25 protein-coding genes are annotated in these 25,494 nt (G+C 54.5%); 20 read left to right on the top strand and 5 right to left on the bottom strand.

Features of this window, described 5'->3' with window-relative positions; genetic code table 11:
* Window positions 1-9 precede the first annotated feature (9 nt).
* Window positions 10-1,554, bottom strand: coding sequence for a maltose ABC transporter permease MalF (gene malF, locus ABGB15_RS20050; protein ID WP_215723558.1), 1,545 nt, complete (start codon window positions 1,552-1,554; stop codon window positions 10-12).
* A gap of 121 nt (window positions 1,555-1,675) precedes the next feature.
* Window positions 1,676-2,866 (bottom strand): maltose/maltodextrin ABC transporter substrate-binding protein MalE, encoded by a 1,191-nt coding sequence (gene malE, locus ABGB15_RS20045; protein ID WP_215723559.1) that lies wholly within the window; start codon window positions 2,864-2,866, stop codon window positions 1,676-1,678.
* 372 nt (window positions 2,867-3,238) lie between these two features.
* On the opposite strand from malE, the gene malK reads away from it, so the two are divergent.
* The 5 genes from malK to ubiA all read left to right on the top strand — a co-directional run bounded on the left by malK (window position 3,239) and on the right by ubiA (window position 8,356).
* The gene (malK, locus tag ABGB15_RS20040) at window positions 3,239-4,348 is read left to right on the top strand and encodes a maltose/maltodextrin ABC transporter ATP-binding protein MalK (protein WP_152083032.1); all 1,110 of its coding nucleotides are present in this window, start codon (window positions 3,239-3,241) and stop codon (window positions 4,346-4,348) included.
* A 42-nt stretch (window positions 4,349-4,390) separates the two neighbouring features.
* Entirely contained in the window at window positions 4,391-5,734 is a 1,344-nt protein-coding gene (locus ABGB15_RS20035) for a maltoporin (RefSeq protein WP_152084451.1), read from the top strand.
* A gap of 114 nt (window positions 5,735-5,848) precedes the next feature.
* Window positions 5,849-6,796 (top strand): maltose operon protein MalM, encoded by a 948-nt coding sequence (gene malM / locus ABGB15_RS20030; protein ID WP_152083033.1) that lies wholly within the window; start codon window positions 5,849-5,851, stop codon window positions 6,794-6,796.
* Between the two features lie 180 nt (window positions 6,797-6,976).
* Entirely contained in the window at window positions 6,977-7,474 is a 498-nt protein-coding gene (ubiC, locus tag ABGB15_RS20025) for a chorismate lyase (protein WP_152083034.1), read from the top strand.
* 12 nt (window positions 7,475-7,486) lie between these two features.
* Window positions 7,487-8,356: a 4-hydroxybenzoate octaprenyltransferase gene (gene ubiA, locus ABGB15_RS20020; RefSeq protein ID WP_215723560.1), complete on the top strand. Its 870-nt coding sequence runs from the start codon at window positions 7,487-7,489 to the stop codon at window positions 8,354-8,356.
* 90 nt (window positions 8,357-8,446) lie between these two features.
* On the opposite strand, the gene plsB is transcribed toward ubiA, so the two are convergent.
* A complete protein-coding gene (gene plsB / locus ABGB15_RS20015; RefSeq protein ID WP_215723561.1) occupies window positions 8,447-10,867 on the bottom strand; it encodes a glycerol-3-phosphate 1-O-acyltransferase PlsB in 2,421 nt (806 codons plus the stop codon).
* 154 nt (window positions 10,868-11,021) lie between these two features.
* Here plsB and ABGB15_RS20010 point away from each other — a divergent pair, with 154 nt between their 5' ends.
* The 4 genes from ABGB15_RS20010 (at window position 11,022) to ABGB15_RS19995 (ending at window position 13,838) form a co-directional block, all read left to right on the top strand.
* A complete protein-coding gene (locus tag ABGB15_RS20010) occupies window positions 11,022-11,390 on the top strand; it encodes a diacylglycerol kinase (protein WP_152083037.1) in 369 nt (122 codons plus the stop codon).
* Between the two features lie 108 nt (window positions 11,391-11,498).
* The gene (gene lexA / locus ABGB15_RS20005) at window positions 11,499-12,107 is read left to right on the top strand and encodes a transcriptional repressor LexA (RefSeq protein ID WP_006810486.1); all 609 of its coding nucleotides are present in this window, start codon (window positions 11,499-11,501) and stop codon (window positions 12,105-12,107) included.
* 64 nt (window positions 12,108-12,171) lie between these two features.
* On the top strand, window positions 12,172-13,509 hold the full coding sequence (gene dinF, locus ABGB15_RS20000) for an MATE family efflux transporter DinF (protein WP_215723562.1): 1,338 nt from the start codon (window positions 12,172-12,174) through the stop codon (window positions 13,507-13,509).
* Window positions 13,510-13,628: 119 nt separating this feature from the next.
* On the top strand, window positions 13,629-13,838 hold the full coding sequence (locus ABGB15_RS19995) for a CsbD family protein (RefSeq protein ID WP_003860314.1): 210 nt from the start codon (window positions 13,629-13,631) through the stop codon (window positions 13,836-13,838).
* Window positions 13,839-13,898: 60 nt separating this feature from the next.
* Here ABGB15_RS19995 and zur read toward each other — a convergent pair whose 3' ends face one another.
* Window positions 13,899-14,411 carry a zinc uptake transcriptional repressor Zur gene (gene zur, locus ABGB15_RS19990; RefSeq protein ID WP_152083040.1) on the bottom strand — a complete coding sequence of 171 codons (513 nt, stop codon included), beginning with the start codon at window positions 14,409-14,411 and terminating at the stop codon, window positions 13,899-13,901.
* Between the two features lie 116 nt (window positions 14,412-14,527).
* Between zur and ABGB15_RS19985 the strand changes: the two genes are divergently transcribed.
* From ABGB15_RS19985 to pspG, 4 genes are all read left to right on the top strand, one after another.
* A complete protein-coding gene (locus ABGB15_RS19985) occupies window positions 14,528-15,016 on the top strand; it encodes a cupin domain-containing protein (RefSeq protein ID WP_152083041.1) in 489 nt (162 codons plus the stop codon).
* 171 nt (window positions 15,017-15,187) lie between these two features.
* The gene (locus ABGB15_RS19980; RefSeq protein WP_215723563.1) at window positions 15,188-16,498 is read left to right on the top strand and encodes a conjugal transfer protein TraF; all 1,311 of its coding nucleotides are present in this window, start codon (window positions 15,188-15,190) and stop codon (window positions 16,496-16,498) included.
* A gap of 82 nt (window positions 16,499-16,580) precedes the next feature.
* A complete protein-coding gene (gene dusA / locus ABGB15_RS19975) occupies window positions 16,581-17,576 on the top strand; it encodes a tRNA dihydrouridine(20/20a) synthase DusA (RefSeq protein WP_215723564.1) in 996 nt (331 codons plus the stop codon).
* 136 nt (window positions 17,577-17,712) lie between these two features.
* Entirely contained in the window at window positions 17,713-17,955 is a 243-nt protein-coding gene (gene pspG / locus ABGB15_RS19970; protein WP_215723565.1) for an envelope stress response protein PspG, read from the top strand.
* Window positions 17,956-18,139: 184 nt separating this feature from the next.
* On the opposite strand, the gene ABGB15_RS19965 is transcribed toward pspG, so the two are convergent.
* Window positions 18,140-19,123 carry a quinone oxidoreductase gene (locus tag ABGB15_RS19965; RefSeq protein ID WP_215723566.1) on the bottom strand — a complete coding sequence of 328 codons (984 nt, stop codon included), beginning with the start codon at window positions 19,121-19,123 and terminating at the stop codon, window positions 18,140-18,142.
* 66 nt (window positions 19,124-19,189) lie between these two features.
* Between ABGB15_RS19965 and dnaB the strand changes: the two genes are divergently transcribed.
* The 7 genes from dnaB (at window position 19,190) to ABGB15_RS19930 (ending at window position 25,494) form a co-directional block, all read left to right on the top strand.
* Window positions 19,190-20,602, top strand: a complete 1,413-nt coding sequence (gene dnaB, locus ABGB15_RS19960) for a replicative DNA helicase (protein WP_152083046.1) — start codon at window positions 19,190-19,192, stop codon at window positions 20,600-20,602.
* Between the two features lie 9 nt (window positions 20,603-20,611).
* Window positions 20,612-21,691, top strand: coding sequence for an alanine racemase (alr, locus tag ABGB15_RS19955; protein WP_215723567.1), 1,080 nt, complete (start codon window positions 20,612-20,614; stop codon window positions 21,689-21,691).
* 123 nt (window positions 21,692-21,814) lie between these two features.
* Complete coding sequence (tyrB, locus tag ABGB15_RS19950) at window positions 21,815-23,008, top strand: aromatic amino acid transaminase (RefSeq protein ID WP_215723568.1); 1,194 nt, start codon at window positions 21,815-21,817, stop codon at window positions 23,006-23,008.
* A gap of 256 nt (window positions 23,009-23,264) precedes the next feature.
* The gene (gene aphA / locus ABGB15_RS19945) at window positions 23,265-23,978 is read left to right on the top strand and encodes an acid phosphatase AphA (RefSeq protein ID WP_152083049.1); all 714 of its coding nucleotides are present in this window, start codon (window positions 23,265-23,267) and stop codon (window positions 23,976-23,978) included.
* A gap of 113 nt (window positions 23,979-24,091) precedes the next feature.
* Entirely contained in the window at window positions 24,092-24,508 is a 417-nt protein-coding gene (locus tag ABGB15_RS19940; RefSeq protein ID WP_152083050.1) for a secondary thiamine-phosphate synthase enzyme YjbQ, read from the top strand.
* A gap of 2 nt (window positions 24,509-24,510) precedes the next feature.
* Complete coding sequence (locus ABGB15_RS19935; protein ID WP_152083051.1) at window positions 24,511-24,864, top strand: MmcQ/YjbR family DNA-binding protein; 354 nt, start codon at window positions 24,511-24,513, stop codon at window positions 24,862-24,864.
* 96 nt (window positions 24,865-24,960) lie between these two features.
* Window positions 24,961-25,494 (top strand): hypothetical protein, encoded by a 534-nt coding sequence (locus ABGB15_RS19930; RefSeq protein ID WP_152083052.1) that lies wholly within the window; start codon window positions 24,961-24,963, stop codon window positions 25,492-25,494.

The raw sequence follows: 25,494 nt of genomic DNA, 5'->3' as shown, positions 1-25,494 counted from the left end.
GTGCCCTCCTTAGTCGAATTTCATGCGTGTGGCTTTCAGGTTCACAATCGCCAGTGCGCCTACCAGCAGGAAGATCAGGGTGGCAATCGCCGCCGCCAGACCGAAGTCCTGACCGCCGCCGCCTTCAAAGGCGATACGGTAGGTGTAGCTCACGAGCAGGTCGGTATAGCCTGCCGGCGTGGTGGTGCCGAGACGGTCCGGGCCGCCGTTGGTCAACAGCTGAATCAGCACGAAGTTGTTAAAGTTAAAGGCGAAGCTGGCAATCATCAGCGGCGTCAGCGGCTTAATGAGCAGCGGTAGCGTAATTTTAAAGAAGTTCTGGAACGGGCCTGCACCGTCCATTGCCGAGGCTTCGTACAGGTCGTCCGGAATAGCTTTCAGCAGCCCCATGCACAGGATCATCATGTACGGATAACCCAGCCAGGTGTTCACGATGATGATCATCGAACGGGCGGTGGTCGGGTCGCTGAACCAGGCCGGTTTGATGCCGAACAGCGCGCTCAGCATCATGTTGATTTCACCGAAGCTCTGGTTAAACAGTCCTTTGAAAATCAGAATCGAGATAAACGATGGTACGGCATACGGCAGGATCAGCAGCACGCGGTAAATCGCTTTGCCTTTAAGGGACTCCCACTGCACCAGACAGGCCAGTACCATGCCCACGGCAACGGTCAGGATCACCGTTAGCACCGAGAAGACCACCGTCCAGACGAAGATAGCGAAGAAGGGCTTCTGAATACCTTCGTCGGTAAACACGCGGGTGAAGTTATCCCAGCCGATGGTAACGGTGTAGCCTGGGCTGAGTTTGTCATCACCCCAGTTGCCATCGGCATTCACAGACTGATAAAAACCGATGTCATTGTTCGGGCGATACTTCACGCCACTCTGGTTGTTGGTGAGCGTGCCGTCATCCGCCAGGGTGTAGAGCGGCTGCGTGCCGGAGAACTGGCGCAGCGAGCTCATGGTCACTTTGCTTTCATCGGGCAGCACGGCGGTGAGCTGGGTCAGCGCCTGACGGTTTTGGGTAATGATACGCAGGTTGGCGCGTTCGCCTTCCGGTAGCGCGTCAGTCTCTTTCAGGGTCAGCTTTTGCTCACCGCCAAACTTGAACGCGTCGGAAAGATAATGTTTGCCGCTTTCGCCGTCAGTGAGCGCTAACGTCCACTCGTCTCCGGCAGGATACAGGCCGAAATTAAACGTTTTACCCGCCTGATAAGAACGGTCCAGAAGCACCTGCGTTGCGCGTTCTTGCGCGAGCTGGTTGGTGCTGCTGTAGTTGGTGAATGCAATGGCGATAGTACAAATCAGCGGGAACAGAACAAACAGCCCCATCCCGGCAACACCTGGGTAAACATAACGCCAGGCATAGGCTTTACGGTTAGCGAAAATATACAGGCCAGCAGAGCTTAAAATCAGCGTCATGATGGCGAACAGATACTCCCCTTGTACGTACATTAAAACAACAAGGTAACCCACCAGCAGACACAGCAGACCAATCACTGACCACTTCAGCGCGTCGCTTTGCCACCAGTGTTTCTTTTTAATGACATCCATGGGGTTCTTCCTCATACAGCGATGGAAACTTATCGTCAGGTGGCGTTGCGCTTACCTGACCTACGGATCGTGCCGTAGTCGTAGGGCGGGTAAGCGCACGCGCCACCCGCCGTTTTTCTGATTACTTAGTAATACGACCCTGAGCATCTTTCAGCGCAGCATCAACAGTCTGACGACCGCTTGCGGCGTTGATAACTGCAGTACGCGTGGCATACCAGAACGCCGCCATTTGCGGAATGTTCGGCATGATTTCGCCTTTCTGGGCGTTATCCATGGTGGCCGCGATACGTGGATCTTTCGCTAACGTATCCTGGAAGGATTTCAGCGCAACGGCACCCAGCGGTTTGTCCTTGTTCACTTCATCCAGACCCTGATCGGTCAGCAGGTAGTTTTCCAGGAACTCTTTCGCCAGCTCTTTATTCGGGCTGGCGGCGTTGATACCCGCGCTCAGCACGCCAACGAACGGTTTAGACGGCTTGCCTTTGAAGGTTGGCAGCAGCGTGACGCCGTAGTTGATTTTGCTCTTGTCGATGTTAGTCCAGGCCCACGGACCGTTAATGGTCATCGCGGTTTCGCCTTTGTTGAACGCCGCTTCCGCGATGGAGTAGTCGGTATCTGCGTTCATGTGCTTGTTCTTAATCAGGTCAACCAGGAAGGTCAGGCCTGCTTTCGCGCCTGGGCTGTCCACGCCCACGTCTTTCACGTCATATTTGCCGTTTTCAAACTTGAACGCGTAACCGCCATCGGCAGCAATCAGCGGCCAGGTGAAGTACGGTTCTTGCAGGTTGAACATCAGGGCCGATTTACCTTTCGCCTTCAGCGCTTTATCCAGGGCAGGGATCTCTTCCCAGGTTTTCGGCGGGTTCGGCACCAGGTCTTTGTTATAAATCAGAGACAGGGCTTCAACCGCGATCGGATACGCGATCAGCTTGCCGTTATAGCGGACGGCGTCCCAGGTGAACGGGAACAGCTTGTCCTGGAAGGCTTTGTCTGGCGTGACTTCAGCCAGCAGGCCAGATTGTGCGTAACCGCCGAAACGGTCATGCGCCCAGAAAATGATGTCCGGGCCATCACCCGTTGCTGCAACCTGCGGGAACTTCTCTTCCAGCTTGTCCGGGTGTTCTACGGTAACTTTGATACCGGTGTCTTTCTCGAATTTTTTACCCACTTCGGCCAGGCCGTTATAACCTTTGTCGCCGTTAATCCAGATAACCAGCTTACCTTCTTCAATTTTGGCGAGAGCCGGAGCGGAAATCATCATTGCTGCCAGGGCGGACAATGCGAAAACGCGTGCGCCAGTCTTGATCTTCATATCTGCCATCCTTTTTTGGTGATGTGCTCGTGGTACGACTTCAGTGGTTCAACGTGACTCAGTCTCCTTATTTGACATCCTCTTTCCATCCTCCCACGCCCTACGCCCCACCCCTTGTTTGTGTGATCCCTGTAACATAAATTTAAGTTATGAGTGCTGGCGCACATAAAAACCCTCCGAATTTTGCAGGCGGCTTCACGATTTTCGCCTCAGCCCGCCAGCTGCGGTCGCAGAGCCTGCTTCCTCATCCTCCCGCCTCCTCCCCCATAAAAAAGCCGGGGGGTGGAGGATTCACGAAAGTAATGAAAACCCCATAGTGAACTTATCTTGAATGTTTCTGTCGGTGACAGGTTGTAACGAAGGGAGAAGGGCATGGCGAGCGTACAGCTGCGTAATGTAACGAAAGCCTGGGGCGACGTAGTGGTGTCGAAAGACATCAATCTGGACATCCACGAAGGTGAGTTCGTGGTGTTCGTTGGCCCGTCAGGCTGCGGTAAATCGACTCTGCTGCGTATGATTGCCGGTCTTGAAACGATCACCAGTGGCGATTTGTTTATTGGTGACACCCGCATGAACGACATCCCGCCTGCCGAACGTGGCGTGGGTATGGTTTTCCAGTCTTATGCGCTTTATCCCCATCTGTCCGTTGCCGAGAACATGTCTTTTGGCCTGAAGCTGGCTGGCGCGAAAAAAGAGACCATTAATCAGCGCGTCACTCAGGTGGCGGAAGTGTTGCAGCTGGCGCACCTGCTGGAGCGTAAACCGAAAGCGCTCTCTGGTGGTCAGCGTCAGCGCGTGGCGATTGGCCGTACGCTGGTAGCGGAACCGCGTGTGTTCCTGCTCGATGAACCCCTTTCCAACCTGGATGCCGCGCTGCGCGTCCAGATGCGTATCGAAATTTCCCGTCTGCACAAACGCCTGGGCCGCACGATGATTTACGTCACCCACGACCAGGTCGAAGCGATGACGCTGGCCGACAAAATCGTGGTGCTGGATGCCGGTCGCGTGGCACAGGTGGGCAAACCGCTGGAGCTTTATCACTACCCGGCAGACCGCTTTGTTGCGGGCTTTATTGGCTCGCCAAAGATGAACTTCCTGCCGGTCAAAGTGACCGCGACGGCGATTGAACAGGTACAGGTGGAGCTGCCAAACCGTCAGCAAGTCTGGCTGCCGGTCGACAGTGCCAACGTACAGGTCGGGGCAAATATGTCCCTGGGTATCCGTCCTGAGCATTTACTGCCGAGCCACATCGCCGATGTGACCCTCGAAGGGGACGTTCAGGTCGTCGAACAACTTGGTCACGAAACACAGATTCATATCCAGATCCCCGCCATCCGTCAAAACCTGGTCTACCGCCAGAATGACGTGGTGTTGGTAGAAGAGGGTGCCAAATTCGCTATCGGCTTGCCGCCAGAGCGTTGCCATTTATTCCGTGAGGATGGCACTGCATGTCGTCGGCTGCATAAAGAGCCAGGCGTCTAAGCATTCCAATTACAAAGAAAAGCAATGATCTCAGGAGATAGAATAATGATTACTCTGCGCAAACTTCCTTTGGCAGTTGCCGTCGCAGCGGGCGTAATGTCTGCTCAGGCACTGGCTGTGGATTTCCATGGTTATGCTCGTTCCGGTATCGGCTGGACGGGTAGTGGCGGTGAACAACAATGTTTCCAGGCGACCGGTGCTCAAAGTAAATACCGTCTTGGTAACGAATGTGAAACCTATGCTGAGCTGAAGCTGGGCCAGGAAGTGTGGAAAGAAGGTGATAAGAGCTTCTACTTTGACACCAACGTAGCGTACTCCGTGGCGCAACAGAACGACTGGGAAGCGACTGACCCGGCGTTCCGTGAAGCCAACGTGCAGGGTAAAAACCTGATTGAGTGGCTGCCTGGCTCCACCATCTGGGCCGGTAAGCGCTTCTATCAGCGTCACGACGTTCATATGATCGACTTCTACTACTGGGATATCTCTGGTCCTGGTGCGGGTCTGGAAAATATCGATCTGGGCTTCGGTAAACTCTCTCTGGCAGCAACCCGTTCTTCCGAAGCGGGCGGTTCTTCCTCCTTCGCCAGCAACAGCATTTATGATTACACCACCCGTACCGCAAACGACGTGTTTGACGTGCGTTTAGCGCAGATGGAAATCAACCCAGGCGGCACCCTGGAGCTGGGTGTTGACTACGGTCGTGCTAACCCGCGTGATGATTATCGCCTGGTTGACGGCGCGTCCAAAGATGGCTGGATGTTCACTGCTGAACACACCCAGAGCATGCTGAAAGGCTACAACAAGTTTGTTGTTCAGTACGCTACCGATTCAATGACATCTCAGGGTAAAGGTCTGTCTCAAGGTTCTGGTGTAGGTATCGATGGTAATAGTGGCTATGCCTACGACATCAACAACAACGGTAGCCTGCTGCGTATCCTTGATCACGGTGCAATTTCTCTGGGCGATCGCTGGGACCTGATGTACGTCGGTATGTACCAGGACATCGACTGGGATAACAACAACGGTACCAAGTGGTGGACCGTGGGCGTGCGTCCGATGTTCAAATGGACACCGATCATGAGCACCTTGCTGGAAGTGGGCTACGACAACGTTAAATCGCAAAGCGCTGACGAAACCAACAACCAGTATAAAATCACCCTGGCACAACAATGGCAGGCGGGCGACAGCATCTGGTCTCGTCCGGCGATTCGTGTCTTCGCAACCTACGCGAAGTGGGATGAGAAGTGGGGTTATGACTACAGCGGTAACCCATCTAACAACGCTAACTACGGTAAAGCGTTTAAAGATGGCTTCAATGGTAGCTCCTTCGGCCGCGGCGACAACGATGAGTGGTCCTTCGGCGCTCAGATGGAAATCTGGTGGTAATCCGGTCTTAATCTGACGTAATGACCAAACTGAGGGGCGAAAGCCCCTCAATCCTTCGGGACGGCGCGCTATTGCCTGGCTACCGCTGAACCTGTGCTTTATGAGGTGATAACAATGAAAATGAACAAAACTCTCCTTGCTCTTTGCTTATCCGCAGGGTTGCTGGCATGTGCGCCTGCAGTGACGCTCGCCAATGTGAATTTCGTTCCACAAAACACGACTTCTGCCCCAGCCATTCCGACAGCGGCATTGCAACAGCTTGTCTGGACCCCTGTCGATCAGTCTAAAACCCAGACCACCCAGCTCTCAACGGGTGGTCAGTCACTGAATGTTCCGGGGATTACCGGTCCGGTTGCTGCGTATAGCGTACCTGCCAATATCGGTGAGCTGGCTATTACCTTGACCAGTGAAGTCAACAAGCAGACCAGCGTCTTTGCGCCAAACGTGCTGATTCTCGATCAGAACATGACGCCATCTGCCTTTTTCCCAAGTGAATACTTTACGTATCAGGAGCCTGGCGTGATGAGCGCCGATCGTCTGGAAGGCGTGATGCGCCTGACGCCTGCGCTGGGCCAGCAAAAACTCTACGTGCTGGTCTTTACCACTGAGCAAGATCTCCAGAAGACCACCACGCTGCTCGATCCGGCCAAAGCCTATGCAAAAGGCACCGGTAATGCCGTTCCGGATATTCCAGACCCGATCGCTCGTCACGTCACCGACGGAACGTTAAAGCTGAAGGTGAAAACGAACAGCGGTTCCAGTGTGCTGGTTGGCCCATTGTTTGGCTCCTCCAGTACCGGCCCTGTCACGGTAGGCAACACCGCTTCCCCAGTCTATGCCGCCCCAGCTGCAACCGCTGCCGCCGCAACACCAGCCCCAGCACCGGCGAAGCCATCCGAGCCGGTACTGAACGATACCGAAACCTATTTCAACAACGCGATTAAGCAGGCCGTTAAGAGTGGTGATGTCGATAAAGCACTGAAACTGCTTGATGAAGCCGAGCGTTTAGGTTCAACCACTGCCCGTTCCACCTTTATCAGCAGTGTAAAAGGCAAGGGGTGATCGTCTCCCCACAGTGCTGATTTGTTAGTCGTTTAGTGCGCCTGAGTGGGCGCACTTTTTTTGGTTCTGACCGTGCTGTTGCGCCATTGTTGCGATAGTGATCGCTAAATAACGTTTGGCCGCCCTCAATCTGCTTTTCTGCGATACAATGCCATTACGTTATGTATCGGAGAATCTGGCATGTCACACCCTGCGCTAACGCAACTGCGTGCGCTGCGCTATTTCGACCAAATACCTGCGCTTGACCCGGAGCAACTGGACTGGTTGCTGCTGGAAGATTCCATGACGAAACGTTTTGAGCAACAGGGCAAAACCGTCACGGTGACGATGATTCAGGAAGGGTTTGTCTCTGCTGATGACGTTACCCATGAACTGCCGCTGTTGCCGCAAGAAGATCGCTACTGGCTGCGTGAAATTTTACTGTGTGCCGACGGTGAGCCGTGGCTTGCCGGGCGGACGGTTGTACCTGAGTCCACCCTTTCCGGGCCGGAGCTGGCGCTGCAACGCCTCGGGAAAACACCGCTGGGGCGGTATCTGTTCACCTCGTCTGAACTCACCCGAGATTTTATTGAAATTGGTCGCGATGCCGATCTGTGGGGGCGTCGTTCCCGTCTTCGCCTGAGTGGCAAGCCGTTAATACTGACGGAGCTTTTTTTACCGGCGTCGCCGTTGTACTAAGAGGAAGAGAAAATGGAGTGGAGTCTGACGCAGAATAAGCTGCTGGCCTATCACCGCTTAATGCGTACTGATAAACCCATTGGCGCATTGCTGCTGCTGTGGCCGACCTTATGGGCGCTGTGGGTTGCAACGCCTGGCCTGCCGCCGCTGTGGATACTGGCGGTATTTGTGGCGGGCGTCTGGCTGATGCGTGCAGCGGGCTGCGTGGTGAACGACTATGCGGACCGGAAATTTGACGGGCACGTCAAACGTACCGCCAGCCGTCCTCTGCCGAGTGGGCAGGTCACCGAGAAAGAGGCCCGGACGCTGTTTGTGGTGCTGGTGCTGCTTTCGTTCCTGCTGGTGTTAACGCTCAACACCATGACCATCCTGCTCTCCGTTGCTGCGCTGGCGCTCGCCTGGGTCTACCCGTTTATGAAGCGCTATACCCATCTTCCGCAGGTGGTGCTGGGTGCGGCGTTCGGCTGGTCGATTCCGATGGCGTTTGCTGCCGTTAGCGAATCTGTACCGCTCAGTTGCTGGCTGATGTTCCTGGCGAATATTCTCTGGGCTGTCGCTTACGATACACAGTATGCGATGGTCGATCGTGACGATGACCTGAAAATTGGCATCAAATCGACCGCCATTCTGTTTGGCCGTCATGACAAACTGATCATCGGTATCCTGCAGGTGGCGGTGCTGGTGCTGATGGTGGCGATTGGTCGTCTGAACGGGCTGAACTGGGCGTTTTACTGGTCGGTGCTGGTGGCGGGGCTGCTGTTTGCGTACCAGCAAAAGCTGATCGCGAAGCGCGAACGTGAAGCGTGCTTTAAAGCGTTTCTGAATAATAACTACGTCGGGCTGGTGCTGTTTCTGGGGCTGGCGATGAGTTACTTCTCATAAAAAAGCCGGGTGGCAGCTTCGCCTTACCCGGCCTACGATTTAGCAGAACATGTAGGCCGGGTTAGCGTTAGCGCCACCCGGCTTTTAACATCACTCGCCCTGCGTCGCACTCTCGATCGTTAAACGCACATCCGACGTAATCAGGTCTGCCAGCATCTGGTAAACCTTCAGCGTCTCTTCCGGCTCGGCATCGCCCGTATCACTGATAAACCCTTCATCACGCAGCGTCAGCACCAGAGAACTGAATACCGCTTTATCGAAGAATTCCGGTGCGTTAATGCCGTGCAGAACGGACAGGCGCTGTGCCAGCGTCCGGCTCTCTTTTTCCAGCGTTCCGCGGTTGATGGACGGGTTCGCGCTCAGCAACCAGAAGGTGATCGCATAACGCTGCAGCGTTTCGCGCGCACCGGCCGCCAGCAGTTGCAGGGTACGAGAGCGCGATGGATTGATGTTCAGCTCATCGTTGTTGATGGTGATAAGCCCCTGACGGCGCATCTCTTCCATCATTTTATTAAGCTCTACCGCCAGCTCATCTTTACTCCAGCGCAGGAACAACTCCGCTTTCAGCATCGGATAGATGGCCTCAATGTGGCGCAGCAGCTCCTGACGCGAAATACGACGATGCTGGGTAATGATGGCTGCCATTAAAGATGGCAGCATCAACATATGCGTAATGTTGTTGCGATAGTAGGTCATCAGCACCGCCTGCTCGCGCGGCAGAATGATGATGTCACCAATCGTATCTTTCTCGACCTCAAACTTGTTCATCTGCAGCGCGTGATCGATAAGCTCGCTGGCAGTCGCAGACGGCACGGTAGCGTCGATGGAATACGGCACGTTACGCATGATGTCCAGGTAGCAATCAAGCTGCTCGGTCAGTTGCTCACGCGTCAGTGAACGCTGGCGCGAGGCCAGCAGCGCGGTACAGCACAGGTTCATGGCGTTTGCCGCACCTGCGTTGTTAATACGCACCATCAGCTCAGCAGCAATGCCATTAACCGTTGGCGTCAGCCAGGCCGGGCGTACTGCTTCGATAGGATCGATAGACTCGCGCCACTCCGGGACATGATTGTTCAGGTACGTCATCAGCGGCATTGGCTCGCCAAAGTTCACGTAGCCCTCGCCGAGGTTGCGCAGCTTGCTCAGGCCGCGCAGCATTTGCGGCAGGCTCTCTTTTTCTTTGGTCGCACCGCGCAGCTCTTTGGCGTAGGTGCCTACTTCCATCACGTGTTCATAGCCGATGTAAATGGGCACCAGCGTGATCGGACGGGTTCCGCCGCGCAGCATCGCCTGGATGGTCATCGACAGCGTGCCGGTCTTCGGATCGAGCAGACGACCGGTACGGGAGCGGCCGCCCTCCACGAAATATTCAACGGAATAACCGCGGCTAAACAGCTCGCCGAGATATTCACGGAAAACGGTGGAGTAGAGCTTGTTGCCCTTAAAGGTACGACGAATAAAGAATGCACCCAGGCGACGGAAGATCGGGCCTGCCGGCCAGAAATTCAGGTTGATACCGGCAGCGATGTGCGGCGGCACCAGCCCCTGGTGATACAACACGTAGGAGAGCAGCAGATAGTCCATGTGACTGCGGTGGCAAGGTACATAGACAATCTCGTGGCCGTCGTGCGCCAGCTGACGCACGCGCTCGGCGTTGTGGACGTTAATGCCCTGATAGAGGCGGTTCCACGTAAAGCCCAGGATACGATCGGAGAGACGAATCATCTCGTAGGAGAAGTTCGCGGCGATCTCTTCCATCAGCGCGATGGCATTCTGCTGTGCTTTCTCGTGCGAAATTTTCTTGCTGCGCGCTTCGTCTTCTACCGCGCGGGCAATCGCTTTGGAGGCCAGCAGCTTATTGAACAGATCCTGACGTGCCGGGAGGCGTGGGCCTACAGCAGCCAGACGCTGGCGGGCAAAGTGCATACGCGCCACGCGCGCCAGTTTTTGCGCGATGATCTTGTCGGTGCCGTGCTCGTCCGCCATGCGGCGCAGCGAGACGGAAGGGGAGAAACGCACGAAGCTGTCGCGCCCCAGCCAGGAGACAGCGAAAAACTTCTGGATGCCGTTAAGCATGCGCAGCGGTGGATTCTCTTCGCCTTTTTCGCGACCCGGACGGCGACCGAACATCACGGAGACCGGCACCATCTGCACATCCAGATCGGGATTGCTGCGGTGCAGATCGAGGTAGTCGTGGAACAGCTTGATGGACTCTTCTTTCGGCGTGTAATAGGTAAACACGCGCGGCCCGCCGTGAATAAACACGTAGCGTGGCAGCAGAGTACCGTCAACTTCCAGCGGTTCAAGCGGGTCAGGTAAATCATGCGCCAGGCACTGGGCGCGAAGCGTCAGCAAGTCAGCCTTCGAGTTATAAGGCAAAACGTACATAATAGGGCGTGATGTATCGAGCCCTAATTCCAGCGCGGGTTCTGCTGGGATAGACTTACTTTTTACCAGGACGCTTAATGGTAAATTAAGTAATTTGTAGTAAATTCGTGGCCAGCCGGACATAAACGATGTAAAGCCTCTGGTTAATAATGCAATTGCGGCGCAAGGATAACAGAAAGCGCGCAAAATTTCTGTTGTTACCCGTCATACTTCAGGCGGCAGCAAAACGTGCTGTCGCTATAGTTACTGACGCTATTTCCAATAAAAGGTTCTTTTAATGGCCAATAATACCACCGGGTTAACCCGAATCATCAAAGCTGCCGGCTATTCATGGAAAGGTTTCCGTGCCGCGTGGGTCAATGAAGCCGCTTTTCGCCAGGAAGGGGTCGCCGCTATCGTCGCGGTTGTTATCGCCTGTTTCCTTGATGTTGATGCTATAACCCGCGTTCTTCTCATTGGCTCTGTGCTTCTGGTGATGATAGTGGAAATTCTCAATAGCGCTATTGAGGCTGTTGTTGACCGTATTGGTTCTGATTTCCATGAGCTTTCTGGCCGTGCGAAAGACATGGGGTCTGCTGCTGTGCTGCTGGCGATTATCACGGCGGCTATTACCTGGGTCACGCTGCTTTGGTCACATTTCCGATGAGCCTCGAGAAATAATTAAGTCCCTGGTTTTTTGTGCAGTTTTTGGTTCCAAAATCGCCTTTGACTGTATATACTCACAGCATAACTGTATATACACCCAGGGGGCGGAATGAAAGCGTTAACGACCAGGCAGCAAGAGGTGTTTGATCTCATTCGGGATCATATCGGCCAGACGGGTATGCCACCCACGCGTGCGGAAATCGCGCAGCGTCTGGGCTTCCGTTCTCCAAACGCTGCCGAAGAACACCTTAAAGCGCTGGCGCGTAAAGGCGTGATTGAGATTGTCTCTGGCGCGTCGCGCGGCATTCGTCTGCTGGTGGAAGAAGAGACGGGCATCCCACTGGTGGGCCGTGTCGCTGCGGGTGAACCTTTGCTGGCACAACAGCATATCGAAGGCCACTATCAGGTTGATCCTGGTATGTTCAAGCCGAGCGCCGATTTCCTGCTGCGCGTCAGTGGGATGTCGATGAAAGATATCGGTATTCTTGATGGCGATCTGCTGGCGGTTCACAAAACCCAGGATGTGCGCAACGGCCAGGTTGTGGTTGCGCGTATTGATGACGAAGTCACGGTTAAACGCCTGAAAAAACAGGGTAATACCGTGCAGTTGCTGCCGGAAAACAACGAGTTTTCCCCGATTGTGGTGGATCTCCGCGAGCAGAGTTTCTCCATTGAAGGTCTTGCTGTTGGCGTTATCCGCAACGGTGAGTGGCTGTAATCTCTTCCTGACAGGCTGCGGCACCTCCGCAGCCTGATTCATTTTTCTGTCCCGGTATTTTTTCATGTCACTGCTGACGGCTTCAGATAAAGCATTGTGGCGTCTTGCGCTGCCGATGATTTTTTCCAATATCACCGTTCCTCTGCTGGGGCTGGTGGATACGGCGGTGATTGGGCATCTGGACTCCCCGGTATACCTCGGCGGCGTGGCGATTGGCGCGACGGCGACCAGCTTCCTCTTCATGCTTCTACTCTTTTTGCGTATGAGTACCACGGGCCTGACGGCACAGGCGTATGGTGCGAAAGATCCGTTACGGCTGGCGCGTGCACTGGTTCAGCCGCTCATTCTGGCGCTCGGCGCTGGCGCATTGATCGTTTTGTTGCGAACCCCGCTGATTGATCTGGCGCTCCATATTGTGGGTGGCAGCGAGGCGGTGCTTGAGCAGGCGCGGCGCTTCCTGGAAATTCGCTGGCTTAGTGCGCCCGCTTCACTGGCGAACCTGGTTTTGCTCGGCTGGTTGCTGGGGGTTCAGTATGCCCGCGCGCCGGTCATCCTGCTGGTAGTGGGAAACCTTCTGAACATCGTACTCGACCTGTGGCTGGTGATGGGTCTGCATATGAACGTGCGGGGAGCCGCGCTGGCGACGGCGATAGCCGAATACGGCACCTTGCTCATCGGGCTGTGGATGGTCTGGCGCGTGCTGGCCATGCGTGGTATCTCCCTCGTCATGCTGAAAACCGCGTGGCGTGGCAACATTCGCAAGCTGCTGGCGCTCAACCGCGACATCATGCTTCGCTCGCTCCTGCTACAACTCTGTTTTGGTGCGTTGACCGTTTTTGGCGCACGTCTTGGGCCAGAAATTGTCGCGGTGAATGCCGTGCTGATGACATTGTTAACCTTTACCGCTTACGCGCTGGATGGTTTTGCCTATGCCGTTGAGGCGCACTCCGGGCAGGCCTATGGCGCTCGTGAAAGCGGCCAACTTCGCGAAGTCTGGCGCGCGGCCTGCCGTCAGGCGGGCATGGTCGCACTGGCATTTGCCCTGATGTATGCCTGCTTTGGCGGGCATATTGTTGCCTTACTCACCACGTTACCGACGCTGCGAGAACTGGCGGGCCACTACATCATCTGGCAGGTGATCTTACCGGTTGTCGGTGTCTGGTGTTATTTGCTGGATGGCATGTTTATTGGTGCGACGCGGGGAACAGAGATGCGCAACAGCATGGCGGTTGCCGCGGCAGGTTTTGGGCTGACGCTGCTCACGGTTCCGTATCTGGGCAATCATGGTTTATGGCTGGCGCTCGCGGTCTTTCTCTCACTGCGGGGACTTTCGCTGGCAGTTATCTGGCACCGCCACTGGCAAAATAACACCTGGCTTCCCTCCCGCCACGATATATCGTAACGGTTAAAGATTCCGAATATAAAAACAACAGCCGAATCCTTAACTACAATAATAATCACGTCCAGCAGAAAAGAACGTAGCGGACGATACTCATAGACGCTTAACACGAGGACACGATTATGAATAAAGACGAAATCGGCGGCAACTGGAAGCAATTCAAAGGTAAAGCGAAAGAACAGTGGGGTAAGCTGACGGATGACGACATGACCGTTATCGAAGGTAAGCGCGATCAGCTTGTCGGGAAAATTCAGGAACGCTACGGTTACGAAAAAGATCAGGCGGAAAACGAAGTCAAAGACTGGGAAACCCGTAACGACTACCGCTGGTAACCGGCGAACTACCCGCAACGACTCCCTGAGGGCGGCCATAAGCCGCCTTTTCTTTTGCTGCTAGCGCGGTTTTTTCTTCACGATAATAGAGTGATCGTGCTGACATGCGTCCTGATGACTGCAGGATTCCACTTCCACGCATGCAGAGCACAACCCGTGCGCTTCAATCACGTTATGACGCAGGGCAAAGCCCATTCTGGCGGCCAGTGAGTGCATAATATCTTCAACGCCCTCCGCACCTTCTTCCTTCACCACGCCACAGCGATCGCAGATGAACATGGCCGAAGTATGGGTTGGCTGATCGAACAGATGGCACAGGACATAGCTGTTGGTGGATTCCACCTTATGCACAAAACCCTGCTCCAGCAGGAAGTCCAGCGCGCGGTAAACGGTCGGCGGCTTGGCCTGCGGTTCGCTTTCGCGCAGCAGGTCGAGCAAATCGTAGGCGCTAATCGCCCCTTGCTGAAGGCTCATCAGACGCAACACTTCAAGGCGCTGCGGGGTCAGGCGCACATTGCGTTGCGCACACAGCTTTTCAGCTTGCGCTAACAGCTCGTTTGTGGACTTATCCATTTAGCACCTCGGATGTAATAGGGCGGCAAACCCTTACTTTATCATGTTCTGCTAAAAACACCGAGATCCGCCAGGCTGTGCTATACCTGTCGCATTGCAATTCGGGAAATAAGACCATGAAAAGACCTGACTGTATTCGGCACTGGCGCGATGTGGAAGGCGCGGATGATTCAACCTATCCCGACAGTGATGAGCTTTTTTCCATTGGTGCTCCGCTGGCCCGCAAGCTGGGCCTGGGTCGCATTGGCATTCATCATGAACGCCTTCCACCGGGGCGACGCACCTCTTATCCTCATGCAGAAAGTGACGAAGAGGAGTTTGTCTACGTGCTGGAAGGGTATCCCGAGGCCTGGATTAACGGCTATTTATGGAAGCTGGAACCCGGCGACAGCGTGGGTTTCCCCGCCGGGACGGGTGTGTGCCACACCTTTATCAATAACACCGATGAAGAGGTGCGTTTACTGGTTGTCGGGGAGGCTAATAAAAAGCACAACCGCATTTACTACCCGCTGAACCCGGTATATGCCGCGACGCGTGAGGATCGCTGGGTTGACCACCCCCCGCAGTTTTTTGGCCCGCACGATGGAAAACCTGGGCGAAAATAATTTCCTCTTCTATAAATATTGAGGGCCGTCACAAATTACAACAGGCCATATAGGGAATTTAACTTAAGGAAATAGCGGGTCTTTTTGTACTTATTCACAGCAATAGTTCGCGCCTGTTTGAGTGATAACAGACAGGGGTTATTTCATAACAGACTATAAGACGAGCATACTGTGAAAAAACATTTTAAATTTTCGGTGGTTAGCATCGCTGTCTCCTTATTTATGGCAAATCAGGCGGGGGCAGCCAATACCTGGACAGAGTCACGCAGTGACGCAATGGGGGGGACGGGCGTGGCGGCAGGCAGCTATGGCAGCGGGGCGTTAATCAACCCGGCCTTGCTGGCTAAAGCGAAGCCTGACGATGATGTGACGGTAATTCTGCCTTCTGTTGGCGCGCAGATCACGGATAAAGACAATCTTCAGGACGAGATCGATAATATCAACGATAAAATCAATCACTATCAGGATGTGATTGATAACCTTACGCCCGCTGAAATCATTACTAACCCGTTAGGTTCAATTAACCAGTTCCAGGGCGCGGCGAAAGATCTTGCTGATGAGCTGGATTATCTCAAAGGCAAAACCGCACGCGCCACGGCAGGTGCAGGCATTGCCGTGAGTATTCCTAACGATGTGCTTTCTGTCGCTTTTATGGCAAAAGGTTATGCCCACGGACGCGTCAGCTCCTCTATCGACCAGCAGGATATTGATTATCTGCGCGGCATTCAAAATAGCGATGCGGTGGCGGCTGGTGTCGCGCTGGATGCCGCAGTTAACGGCACCGATCAAATTACCAAAAACCTCAACTCAACGGCGTCTGGCCGGGCGGCGATTGTCTCCGACTACGGTATTGCGGTTGCCCGTCAGTTCGATCTCGGTGGCGTCCCGGTTTCAGTGGGCGTCACGCCAAAATTGCAAAAAACCTGGGTCTATAATTACACGACCTCGATTTACGATTACGACAGTAACAAGTGGAACGACAGCCGCTACCGTACGGACGACACCGGCTTTAACGTTGATGCGGGTATTGCTGCCGATTTCGGTGAAAACTGGACGGTAGGCGTGAGCGGACAAAACCTGATGTCTCGCGATATCGATACCAAAGATGTTCGCATCCGCAACGGTCGCACGGGTGAGGTAGTGAGTTATAAAGACACGTACCAGATCCGTCCGCTGGTGACGGCCGGTGCCGCCTGGCATAACGATCTGGTGACGCTTACCGCCGATGGCGATCTGACCGAAACCAAAGGCTTTAAGAGTGAAGATACCTCGCAGTACGCAGGGGTAGGTGCCGAGGTTACACCGCTGAGCTGGCTGGCCGTCCGTGCCGGTTTCCGTGCGGATATGAAAGGGAACGACAGTAATGTCTTTACCGGCGGTGTCGGTTTTGCGCCGTTTAACACCGTGCATGTTGACCTGATGGGTCTGTACGGTGAGGACGAAACCTGGGGCGCGGGTGCGCAACTGAGTATGACGTTCTAACATGCACCGGAGGCGATGCGCCTCCGGCTTTTCTTTGTGCTATAGTAGCGCCCCTTTTCCACCAGATGCTTAAAACTTCGCCATGTCGTCAGAATTGCAGACCACTTTCCCCGCACACCGTTTCTCCATTGCGCCGATGCTCGACTGGACAGACAGACACTGCCGCTACTTCCTGCGCCAGCTCTCCCGCCATACGCTGCTGTACACCGAAATGGTGACCACGGGTGCAATTATTCACGGTAAGGGCGACTATCTGGCCTATAGCGAAGAAGAACATCCGGTTGCCCTGCAACTGGGGGGCAGCGATCCGGCTGCGCTGGCGCAGTGCGCGAAGCTGGCGGAAGAACGCGGCTACGACGAGATCAACCTGAACGTCGGCTGTCCTTCCGACCGTGTACAAAACGGTATGTTTGGCGCGTGTCTGATGGGGAACGCCCAACTGGTGGCGGACTGTATCAAGGCCATGCGTGACGTGGTTTCCATTCCGGTGACGGTCAAAACCCGTATCGGTATTGACGACCAGGACAGCTACGAATTCCTGTGCGATTTCATCAACACGGTGGCCGGAAAGGGCGAGTGCGAGATGTTTATCATCCATGCGCGTAAAGCCTGGCTTTCTGGCCTCAGCCCGAAAGAGAACCGTGAAATCCCGCCGCTGGATTACCCGCGCGTGTATCAACTGAAGCGTGATTTCCCGCACCTGACAATGTCGATTAACGGCGGCATTAAGTCGCTGGACGAGGCCAAAACCCATCTGGTGCACATGGATGGCGTGATGGTCGGGCGCGAGGCGTACCAGAACCCTGGCATTCTGGCGACGGTCGATCGTGAAATTTACGGCGTTGAAGGTGCAGACACCGATCCGGTTGCGGTAGTGCGTGCTATGTATCCCTACATTGAGCGCGAGCTGAGCAACGGCACGTATCTTGGACATATCACCCGCCATATGCTCGGCCTGTTCCAGGGTATTCCTGGAGCGCGTCAGTGGCGTCGCTACCTGAGCGAGAATGCGCATAAAGCTGGCGCGGATATCGAGGTGCTGGAGCACGCGCTGCGCCTGGTCGCCGATAAACGTTAAATTTCGCTAAAAGATCGTCAAATTCACCACGCCCTGCAAAATCTTGCGGGGCATTTTTCTTTTATAACAATAGCTTAGTTTTGGCATGCTTTTTGTAATGATCGATGTATCATTCGGGAACTCGTGGGAGAGCACCATGCTGGAACTACTTTTTGTGATTGGCTTTTTTGTCATGCTGATGGTCACGGGCGTTTCGCTGCTCGGTATTTTGGCCGCGATCGTTGTGGCGACGGTAGTGATGTTTATCGGTGGGTTATTTGCTCTGACGATCAAACTGTTGCCGTGGCTGCTGCTGGCCATTGCCGCTGTGTGGGCGATACGGGCGATAAAAACGCCAAAAGTCCCCAGTTATCAGCGCAATAACCGCTTCCGTTACTAAGGTATTGAGGGGTTCGTCACATACCTGCAACTTTTCCGGCAGCATTGCTTAGAACGGAATAGGATTTACTTATCGAATCTGTCACTATGGCTGCCGCTAAAGAATTCATCGAGCTGTACCCTACATACAGCCGAACTAAAAAAAGAAAGGGCTTCCCACGGGAAGCCCAATTTCTTTTCAGGACTCAGGGAATTAACAGGCTTGAGCCCTGTGTTGCCCGGCTCTCTAATACCTCATGCGCACGTTGTGCATCGGTCAGCGCGTATTTTTGCGCATCCGCAACATCCACTTTAATGACACCGCTGGCGATCAGTGAAAACAGCTCGTTGCTGGCCTCGATCAGCTCCTCGCGGTTAGTGATGTAACCTTGCAGCGAAGGGCGTGTGACATACAGCGAACCTTTCTGGTTCAGAATACCCAGATTCACACCGGTCACCGCGCCTGACGCGTTACCGAAGCTCACCATCAGCCCGCGACGTTGCAGGCAGTCCAGCGAGGCTTCCCAGGTATCTTTCCCCACCGAGTCATACACCACGCGCACTTTTTTGCCGCCAGTGATCTCTTTCAGCCGCTCAACGATGCTCTCTTCCCGATAGTTAATCACCTGCCATGCGCCCGCATCCAGCGCGCGCTGCGCTTTTTGCGCACTGCCGACGGTGCCAATCAGTTTTGCACCCAACGCTTTCGCCCACTGGCAGGCGATCAGCCCCACGCCACCCGCAGCAGCATGAAACAGGAACTGCTCATCGGGTTTAATTTCATAGGTTTTGCGCAGCAGGTAATAGACCGTCAACCCTTTCAGGAATGAGGCGGCGGCTTGTTCAAACGAAATGGCATTGGGCAAAATTGCCGCTTTGTCCGCCGGGACGTTATGAACGGAACTGTAGGCTCCCAGCGCCGATTGCGCATATACCACGCGATCGCCTTCTTTAATATGCTTAACGGCGCTACCCACCTTAATGACCACGCCTGCAGCCTCCGTTCCCAACCCACTCGGCAGCGACGGGGGCGGATAGAGACCGCCGCGAATGTAGGTGTCGATGTAGTTAATGCCGATGGCTTTGTTTTCAACCTGGATTTCGTTCTCGCCAGGCGCGGCAGGGGTAAACTCCACCGCTTTCAGCACGTCTGGTCCGCCATGTTTCTGGAATTCAATGCGCGTTGCCATGCTCCCTCCGTAAGAAAAATATGGTAATCTTTCGACCCACTCTTTATCTCGGTAACTCCATTCACTATGGCAGGAAACAAACCCTTCAACAAACAGACTGAGCCTCGCGAGCGTGATTTCCAGGTCGCCGGGTTAAAAGTCCCGCCGCACTCGATTGAAGCGGAACAGTCGGTGTTGGGCGGTTTAATGCTGGATAATGAACGCTGGGATGACGTCGCTGAGCGCGTCGTCGCGGAAGATTTTTATACCCGCCCGCACCGCCATATCTTTACCGAAATGGCGCGTCTGCAGGAGTCGGGCAGCCCGATTGACCTGATTACGCTCGCGGAATCGCTGGAGCGTCTGGGGCAACTGGACAGCGTCGGCGGGTTTGCCTATCTGGCAGAACTCTCGAAAAACACGCCAAGTGCAGCGAACATCAGCGCTTATGCGGATATTGTCCGTGAACGTGCTGTCGTCCGCGAGATGATCTCGGTGGCGAACGAAATTGCCGAAGCCGGTTTTGATCCGCAGGGCCGCACCAGCGAAGACCTGCTCGATCTCGCCGAGTCCCGTGTCTTTAAAATCGCCGAAAGTCGTGCGAATAAAGACGAAGGCCCGAAAAATATCGCCGACGTGCTTGATGCCACCGTCGCGCGTATCGAACAACTTTTCCAGCAGCCGCACGATGGCGTCACCGGCGTGAATACCGGCTATGACGATTTGAATAAGAAAACCGCCGGTCTGCAGCCGTCGGATTTGATTATCGTCGCGGCGCGTCCGTCGATGGGTAAAACCACGTTTGCAATGAACCTCGTCGAAAATGCGGCGATGTTGCAGGATAAACCGGTACTCATCTTCAGTCTTGAGATGCCCTCAGAACAGATCATGATGCGTTCTCTGGCGTCGCTTTCACGCGTGGATCAGACCCGCATTCGTACCGGTCAGCTTGATGATGAGGACTGGGCGCGGATCTCCGGCACCATGGGCATTCTGCTGGAAAAACGTAATATCTACATTGATGACTCCTCCGGCCTGACGCCAACGGAAGTGCGTTCCCGCGCGCGCCGTATCGCCCGTGAACACGGCGGTATCGGGCTTATCATGATCGACTACCTTCAGCTGATGCGCGTGCCGTCACTCTCCGACAACCGTACGCTGGAGATCGCCGAGATTTCCCGCTCGCTCAAGGCGTTAGCTAAAGAGCTGCACGTGCCGGTGGTGGCGTTGTCGCAGCTTAACCGCTCCCTGGAACAACGTGCCGACAAACGCCCGGTCAACTCCGACCTGCGCGAATCCGGCTCCATTGAGCAGGATGCCGACTTAATCATGTTCATCTACCGTGATGAGGTTTATCACGAGAACAGCGACCTGAAAGGGATCGCCGAAATCATTATCGGTAAGCAACGTAACGGCCCAATCGGTACGGTACGTCTGACCTTTAACGGCCAATGGTCGCGCTTTGATAACTATGCGGGACCGCAGTACGACGACGAATAAGGAATTTACATGCAAGCGGCAACTGTTGTTATTAACCGCCGCGCTCTGCGACACAACCTGCAACGCCTGCGTGAACTGGCACCCGCCAGCAAGCTCGTTGCAGTCGTGAAAGCGAACGCTTACGGACACGGTCTTCTTGAGACCGCGCGAACGCTCCCCGATGCCGACGCCTTTGGTGTTGCCCGTCTCGAAGAAGCTCTCCGCCTGCGTGCAGGCGGTATTACCCAACCCATACTGCTGCTGGAAGGCTTTTTTGAAGCGACCGATTTGCCGACGATTGCAGACCAGCATCTGCACACGGCAGTCCATAACGAAGAACAGCTTGCCGCGCTGGAAACGGCTGATCTGAGTGAACCTGTCACCGTGTGGATGAAGCTCGACACGGGAATGCACCGTCTGGGCGTGCGCCCGGAGCATGCTGAGGCGTTTTATCAGCGTTTGTGTCAGTGCAAAAATGTTCGCCAGCCGGTGAATATCGTCAGCCACTTTGCGCGTGCCGATGAACCTGAATGTGGTGCGACCGAACAGCAGCTCGATATTTTTACTACCTTCTGCGAAGGCAAGCCGGGGATGCGCTCAATTGCGGCATCCGGCGGCATTCTGCTGTGGCCGCAGTCGCACTTCGACTGGGCGCGTCCGGGCATTATTCTTTATGGCGTGTCGCCGCTGGAGAATAAACCCTGGGGGCCAGATTTTGGTTTCCAGCCGGTGATGTCGCTGGTCTCTAATCTGATAGCCGTGCGTGAACACAAAGCGGGTGAACCGGTGGGCTACGGCGGCACCTGGACCAGCGAGCGCGACACGCGTCTCGGCGTGGTCGCGATGGGGTACGGCGATGGCTATCCGCGCGCGGCACCGTCTGGCACGCCGGTGCTGGTGAATGGTCGCGAAGTGAAGACTGTCGGCCGCGTGGCGATGGACATGATCTGTGTTGACCTGGGGCCAGACGCGCAGGACAAAGCAGGTGATGCGGTGGTGATGTGGGGCAAAGGTCTGCCCGTTGAACGCATTGCTGAAATCACGAAAGTGAGTGCTTACGAACTTATCACGCGCCTGACCTCGCGGGTGGCGATGAAATATATCGATTAAGTTACAACCGGTGCCGGGTGGCGGCTTTGCCTTACCCGGCCTACGTTTGTTAAACGCTCGATCTTCTCTCATATCCGGTTTATTGTTGAAATCCCTGCCTCATCGAATTCCGGAGAACATCGCGTGTTTCAGAAAGTTGACGCCTACGCTGGCGACCCCATTCTCTCCTTAATGGAGCGTTTCAAAGAAGATCCTCGCAGCGACAAAGTGAACCTCAGCATTGGTCTGTATTACAACGAGGACGGTATTATTCCTCAACTGCAGGCCGTTGCTGAAGCCGAAGCGCGTCTTAATGCTGTTCCGCACGGTGCTTCGCTTTATCTGCCAATGGAAGGGTTAAATACCTACCGCAATACCATCGCGCCGCTGCTGTTTGGTGCCGATCACGCGGTGCTCGCGCAGAAACGTGTGGCGACCATCCAGACGCTGGGCGGCTCGGGGGCGCTGAAAGTTGGCGCGGATTTCCTGAAGAAATACTTTCCGGACTCCGGCGTGTGGGTCAGTGACCCGACGTGGGAAAACCACGTAGCCATCTTCGAAGGTGCGGGCTTTAAAGTGGCGACGTATCCGTGGTTCGACAGTGAAACTAACGGCGTGCGCGTTGACGCGCTGCTGGAAAAACTGAACACCCTGCCGGAGCGCAGTATTGTGCTGCTGCATCCGTGCTGCCATAACCCAACCGGCGCGGATCTCACCAATGCGCAGTGGGATGCCGTTATTGAGGTGCTGAAGGCGCGTAACCTGATCCCGTTCCTTGATATCGCCTATCAGGGCTTTGGTGCGGGCATGGAAGAGGATACTTACGCCATTCGCGCCATTGCCAGCGCCGGGTTGCCCGCGCTGGTCAGTAACTCCTTCTCAAAAATCTTCTCCCTGTATGGTGAGCGAGTCGGCGGTCTCTCCGTGGTGTGCGAAGACGCTGAAGCGGCGGGCCGCGTGCTGGGTCAACTGAAAGCGACCGTTCGTCGCATCTACTCCAGCCCGCCAGCATTTGGTGCGCAGGTGGTGGCAACGGTTCTTGGTGATGAACGGTTAAAAGCCACCTGGCTTGCAGAAGTGGAAGCGATGCGTAAGCGCATTCTGTCGATGCGCCAGGAACTGGTGAATGTGCTGAAAGAGGCGGTGCCAGGGCATAACTTTGACTATCTGCTTAAGCAGCGTGGGATGTTCAGCTATACCGGACTGAGCGCCGCTCAGGTCGACAGGCTGCGCGAAGAATTTGGTGTTTACCTGATTGCCAGCGGGCGCATGTGCGTGGCGGGGCTGAACGCCAGCAATGTTCAGCGCGTGGCACAGGCATTTGCTGCTGTGATGTAAGTATTCACTTACTTGCATGCTATATGTAGGCCGGGTAAGGCGCAGCCGCCACCCTGCTTCGGTGCCAATTATTGCCCGGTGGCGCTTCGCTTACCGGGCCTACACGCCTCTTCCGCGCTTTGTGATCTTCTTCTTTTTATTCAGTTTCATAAGCAAAAACTCCTTTCCTTCCCCTCCCGCTGGGGTTATGGTCGGAGAGTTTTTTGACCATCCGCTCAAAATAAAACGATAACAAACTGAATATTCAGGGGAAAATATGCGCAAGATCACACTGGCGCTCAGCGCCGCCTGCTTATTGTTCTCGCTTAATAGTGCAGTTGTGGCGCGTGCTTCCGCACCGACGCCGCTTTACACCGGCACCACCGCCGCCATGCTTGCTGAACAGGCTCCCATTCACTGGGTTTCCGTGGCGCAAATCGAAAACAGCCTGATGGGCCGCCCGCCAATGGCCGTGGGCTTTGACATTGACGATACCGTGTTGTTCTCAAGCCCTGGCTTCTGGCGCGGCAAGAAAACCTGGTCGCCGGACAGCGAAGAATATCTCAAGAACCCCGCATTCTGGGAAAAGATGAATAACGGCTGGGATGAGTTCAGCATTCCGAAAGAGGTTGCCCGCGCGCTCATTGCCATGCACGTTAAGCGCGGCGACAGCATTTACTTCGTGACGGGCCGCAGTCAGACCAAAACTGAAACGGTGTCTAAAACTCTGCAGGACGATTTCCTCATACCGGCTTCCAGTATGAACCCGGTCATATTTGCGGGGGATAAAGAGGGACAAAACACCAAAACCCAGTGGCTGGAACAGAAACACATCAAAGTGTTTTACGGGGATTCGGATAACGACATCACCGCGGCGCACGATGTCGGTGCCAGAGGGATCAGGGTGTTGCGCGCCTCTAACTCGACTTATCGACCCCTACCGATGGCCGGGAAATTTGGTGAAGAGGTGATTGTTAACTCTGAATATTAATTTATCGGCGGCGGCTTTGATTCTTTTTTAATCAAAACTCACCGCCGCGGGTTTTACCTTTCGTCTTCTTGCTGCACACTTAGAAAGAACCTTCTTTCATAACGGAGCAGCACATGTGGTATCAACAGACCCTGACCTTAAGCGCTAAACCACGCGGGTTCCATCTGGTGACGGACGAAGTCATCGGGCAGATCCGCGACCTTTCGCGCATCAATACGGGTTTACTGCATCTGCTGCTTCAGCATACGTCAGCTTCTCTTACGCTAAATGAAAATTGCGATCCCACTGTCCGGTCTGACATGGAGCACCATTTTCTGAAGACCGTCCCGGATAACGCGCCTTATGAGCATGACTATGAAGGGGAGGATGATATGCCGTCGCATATTAAATCCTCTTTGCTGGGCGTATCGTTAATGCTGCCGGTACACAATGGGCGGCTACAGCTGGGGACGTGGCAAGGGATCTGGCTGGGAGAACATCGCATTCACGGTGGTTCGCGTAAAATTATCGCAACGCTACAAGGGGAATAAAGATGACAATTTCGGAGATACTGCAGTACTGCATGAGCAAACCGGGCGCGGAGCAAAGCGTCCACAGCGACTGGAAAGCCACGCAGATTAAGGTCGGCGATGTGCTGTTTGCCATGGTGAAAGAGGTTGAAGGCCGCCCGGCGGCATCGCTGAAAACCAGCCCGGAATTGGCCGAATTGTTACGTCAGCAACATAGTGACGTCAGGCCGAGCCAACATCTCAATAAAGCGCACTGGAGCACCGTTTATCTCGACGGTTCGATTCCGGGTTCGCAAATTTATTATCTGGTAGACGCGTCATATAAGCAGGCAATGGAATTGTTGCCGGAAGACGTTAAACGCAAAATGTCCCTGTAAAAGTTGTATTCAGCGCTGACATTTTTAATGAAAATGGGTGAAAGACAATAACTCTCACCCTCACATAATTATCTCTATTGCATAGTGGAGGTAATTATGGACCAAATAATTGATAAACTAATTCAGATCGCAAAGAATGAAGTGGGAACCCGTGAAGGGAGTGTGAATAATACAGGTGCCAGAGTTGTTGAATATCAGGGCGCAACCTGGTTGCAACCCGGAGCATGGCCCTGGTGTGCTGCATTTACCTGCTGGATAATGCGGGAGTGGCTACAGGATGAGGCTGTCCGGCAGCGTTTAAATATTGCGACATTCTCATTAGCAGAGAAATGGCGTTGCCGTGATGCCAGCGCATTTGGATGGGAAAAATGGGCGGCGCAGACAGGGCTTACCGTACTTTCAGAAAATCATAATGCTCAGGCGGGTGATTTTGTTGTTTATGATTTTTCTCATATCGGGATTGTTATTCAGGATCAATTATCTGTTAAAGATAATATTGTCACCGTTGAAGGTAACACTAACGGACGTGGTGATCGGGACAGCACCTCCGGTGATGGTGTCTGGGATAAGGCAAGAAATCCCTCGTTAGTCAGATGCTATATCCGAATCCTGAACAGTCAGGAGGGGTAG

The organism is Enterobacter sp. MALB-1 (assembly GCF_041021625.1).
In the GTDB taxonomy this organism is placed as follows: domain Bacteria; phylum Pseudomonadota; class Gammaproteobacteria; order Enterobacterales; family Enterobacteriaceae; genus Enterobacter; species Enterobacter oligotrophicus.
Note: the sequence above shows the minus strand (reverse complement) of the source record. Positions and strands in the feature narration are given on the sequence as shown.

Excerpts from the sequence above, each read along its gene's own strand:
- malF (WP_215723558.1), bottom strand. The coding sequence starts at position 1,554 with ATGGATGTCATTAAAAAGAAACACTGGTGGCAAAGCGACGCGCTGAAG.
- malE (WP_215723559.1), bottom strand. The coding sequence starts at position 2,866 with ATGAAGATCAAGACTGGCGCACGCGTTTTCGCATTGTCCGCCCTGGCA.
- malK (WP_152083032.1), top strand. The coding sequence starts at position 3,239 with ATGGCGAGCGTACAGCTGCGTAATGTAACGAAAGCCTGGGGCGACGTA.
- malM (WP_152083033.1), top strand. The coding sequence starts at position 5,849 with ATGAAAATGAACAAAACTCTCCTTGCTCTTTGCTTATCCGCAGGGTTG.
- ubiC (WP_152083034.1), top strand. The coding sequence starts at position 6,977 with ATGTCACACCCTGCGCTAACGCAACTGCGTGCGCTGCGCTATTTCGAC.
- ubiA (WP_215723560.1), top strand. The coding sequence starts at position 7,487 with ATGGAGTGGAGTCTGACGCAGAATAAGCTGCTGGCCTATCACCGCTTA.
- plsB (WP_215723561.1), bottom strand. The coding sequence starts at position 10,867 with ATGTCCGGCTGGCCACGAATTTACTACAAATTACTTAATTTACCATTA.
- ABGB15_RS20010 (WP_152083037.1), top strand. The coding sequence starts at position 11,022 with ATGGCCAATAATACCACCGGGTTAACCCGAATCATCAAAGCTGCCGGC.
- lexA (WP_006810486.1), top strand. The coding sequence starts at position 11,499 with ATGAAAGCGTTAACGACCAGGCAGCAAGAGGTGTTTGATCTCATTCGG.
- dinF (WP_215723562.1), top strand. The coding sequence starts at position 12,172 with ATGTCACTGCTGACGGCTTCAGATAAAGCATTGTGGCGTCTTGCGCTG.
- ABGB15_RS19995 (WP_003860314.1), top strand. The coding sequence starts at position 13,629 with ATGAATAAAGACGAAATCGGCGGCAACTGGAAGCAATTCAAAGGTAAA.
- zur (WP_152083040.1), bottom strand. The coding sequence starts at position 14,411 with ATGGATAAGTCCACAAACGAGCTGTTAGCGCAAGCTGAAAAGCTGTGT.
- ABGB15_RS19985 (WP_152083041.1), top strand. The coding sequence starts at position 14,528 with ATGAAAAGACCTGACTGTATTCGGCACTGGCGCGATGTGGAAGGCGCG.
- dusA (WP_215723564.1), top strand. The coding sequence starts at position 16,581 with ATGTCGTCAGAATTGCAGACCACTTTCCCCGCACACCGTTTCTCCATT.
- pspG (WP_215723565.1), top strand. The coding sequence starts at position 17,713 with ATGCTGGAACTACTTTTTGTGATTGGCTTTTTTGTCATGCTGATGGTC.
- ABGB15_RS19965 (WP_215723566.1), bottom strand. The coding sequence starts at position 19,123 with ATGGCAACGCGCATTGAATTCCAGAAACATGGCGGACCAGACGTGCTG.
- dnaB (WP_152083046.1), top strand. The coding sequence starts at position 19,190 with ATGGCAGGAAACAAACCCTTCAACAAACAGACTGAGCCTCGCGAGCGT.
- alr (WP_215723567.1), top strand. The coding sequence starts at position 20,612 with ATGCAAGCGGCAACTGTTGTTATTAACCGCCGCGCTCTGCGACACAAC.
- aphA (WP_152083049.1), top strand. The coding sequence starts at position 23,265 with ATGCGCAAGATCACACTGGCGCTCAGCGCCGCCTGCTTATTGTTCTCG.
- ABGB15_RS19940 (WP_152083050.1), top strand. The coding sequence starts at position 24,092 with ATGTGGTATCAACAGACCCTGACCTTAAGCGCTAAACCACGCGGGTTC.
- ABGB15_RS19935 (WP_152083051.1), top strand. The coding sequence starts at position 24,511 with ATGACAATTTCGGAGATACTGCAGTACTGCATGAGCAAACCGGGCGCG.
- ABGB15_RS19930 (WP_152083052.1), top strand. The coding sequence starts at position 24,961 with ATGGACCAAATAATTGATAAACTAATTCAGATCGCAAAGAATGAAGTG.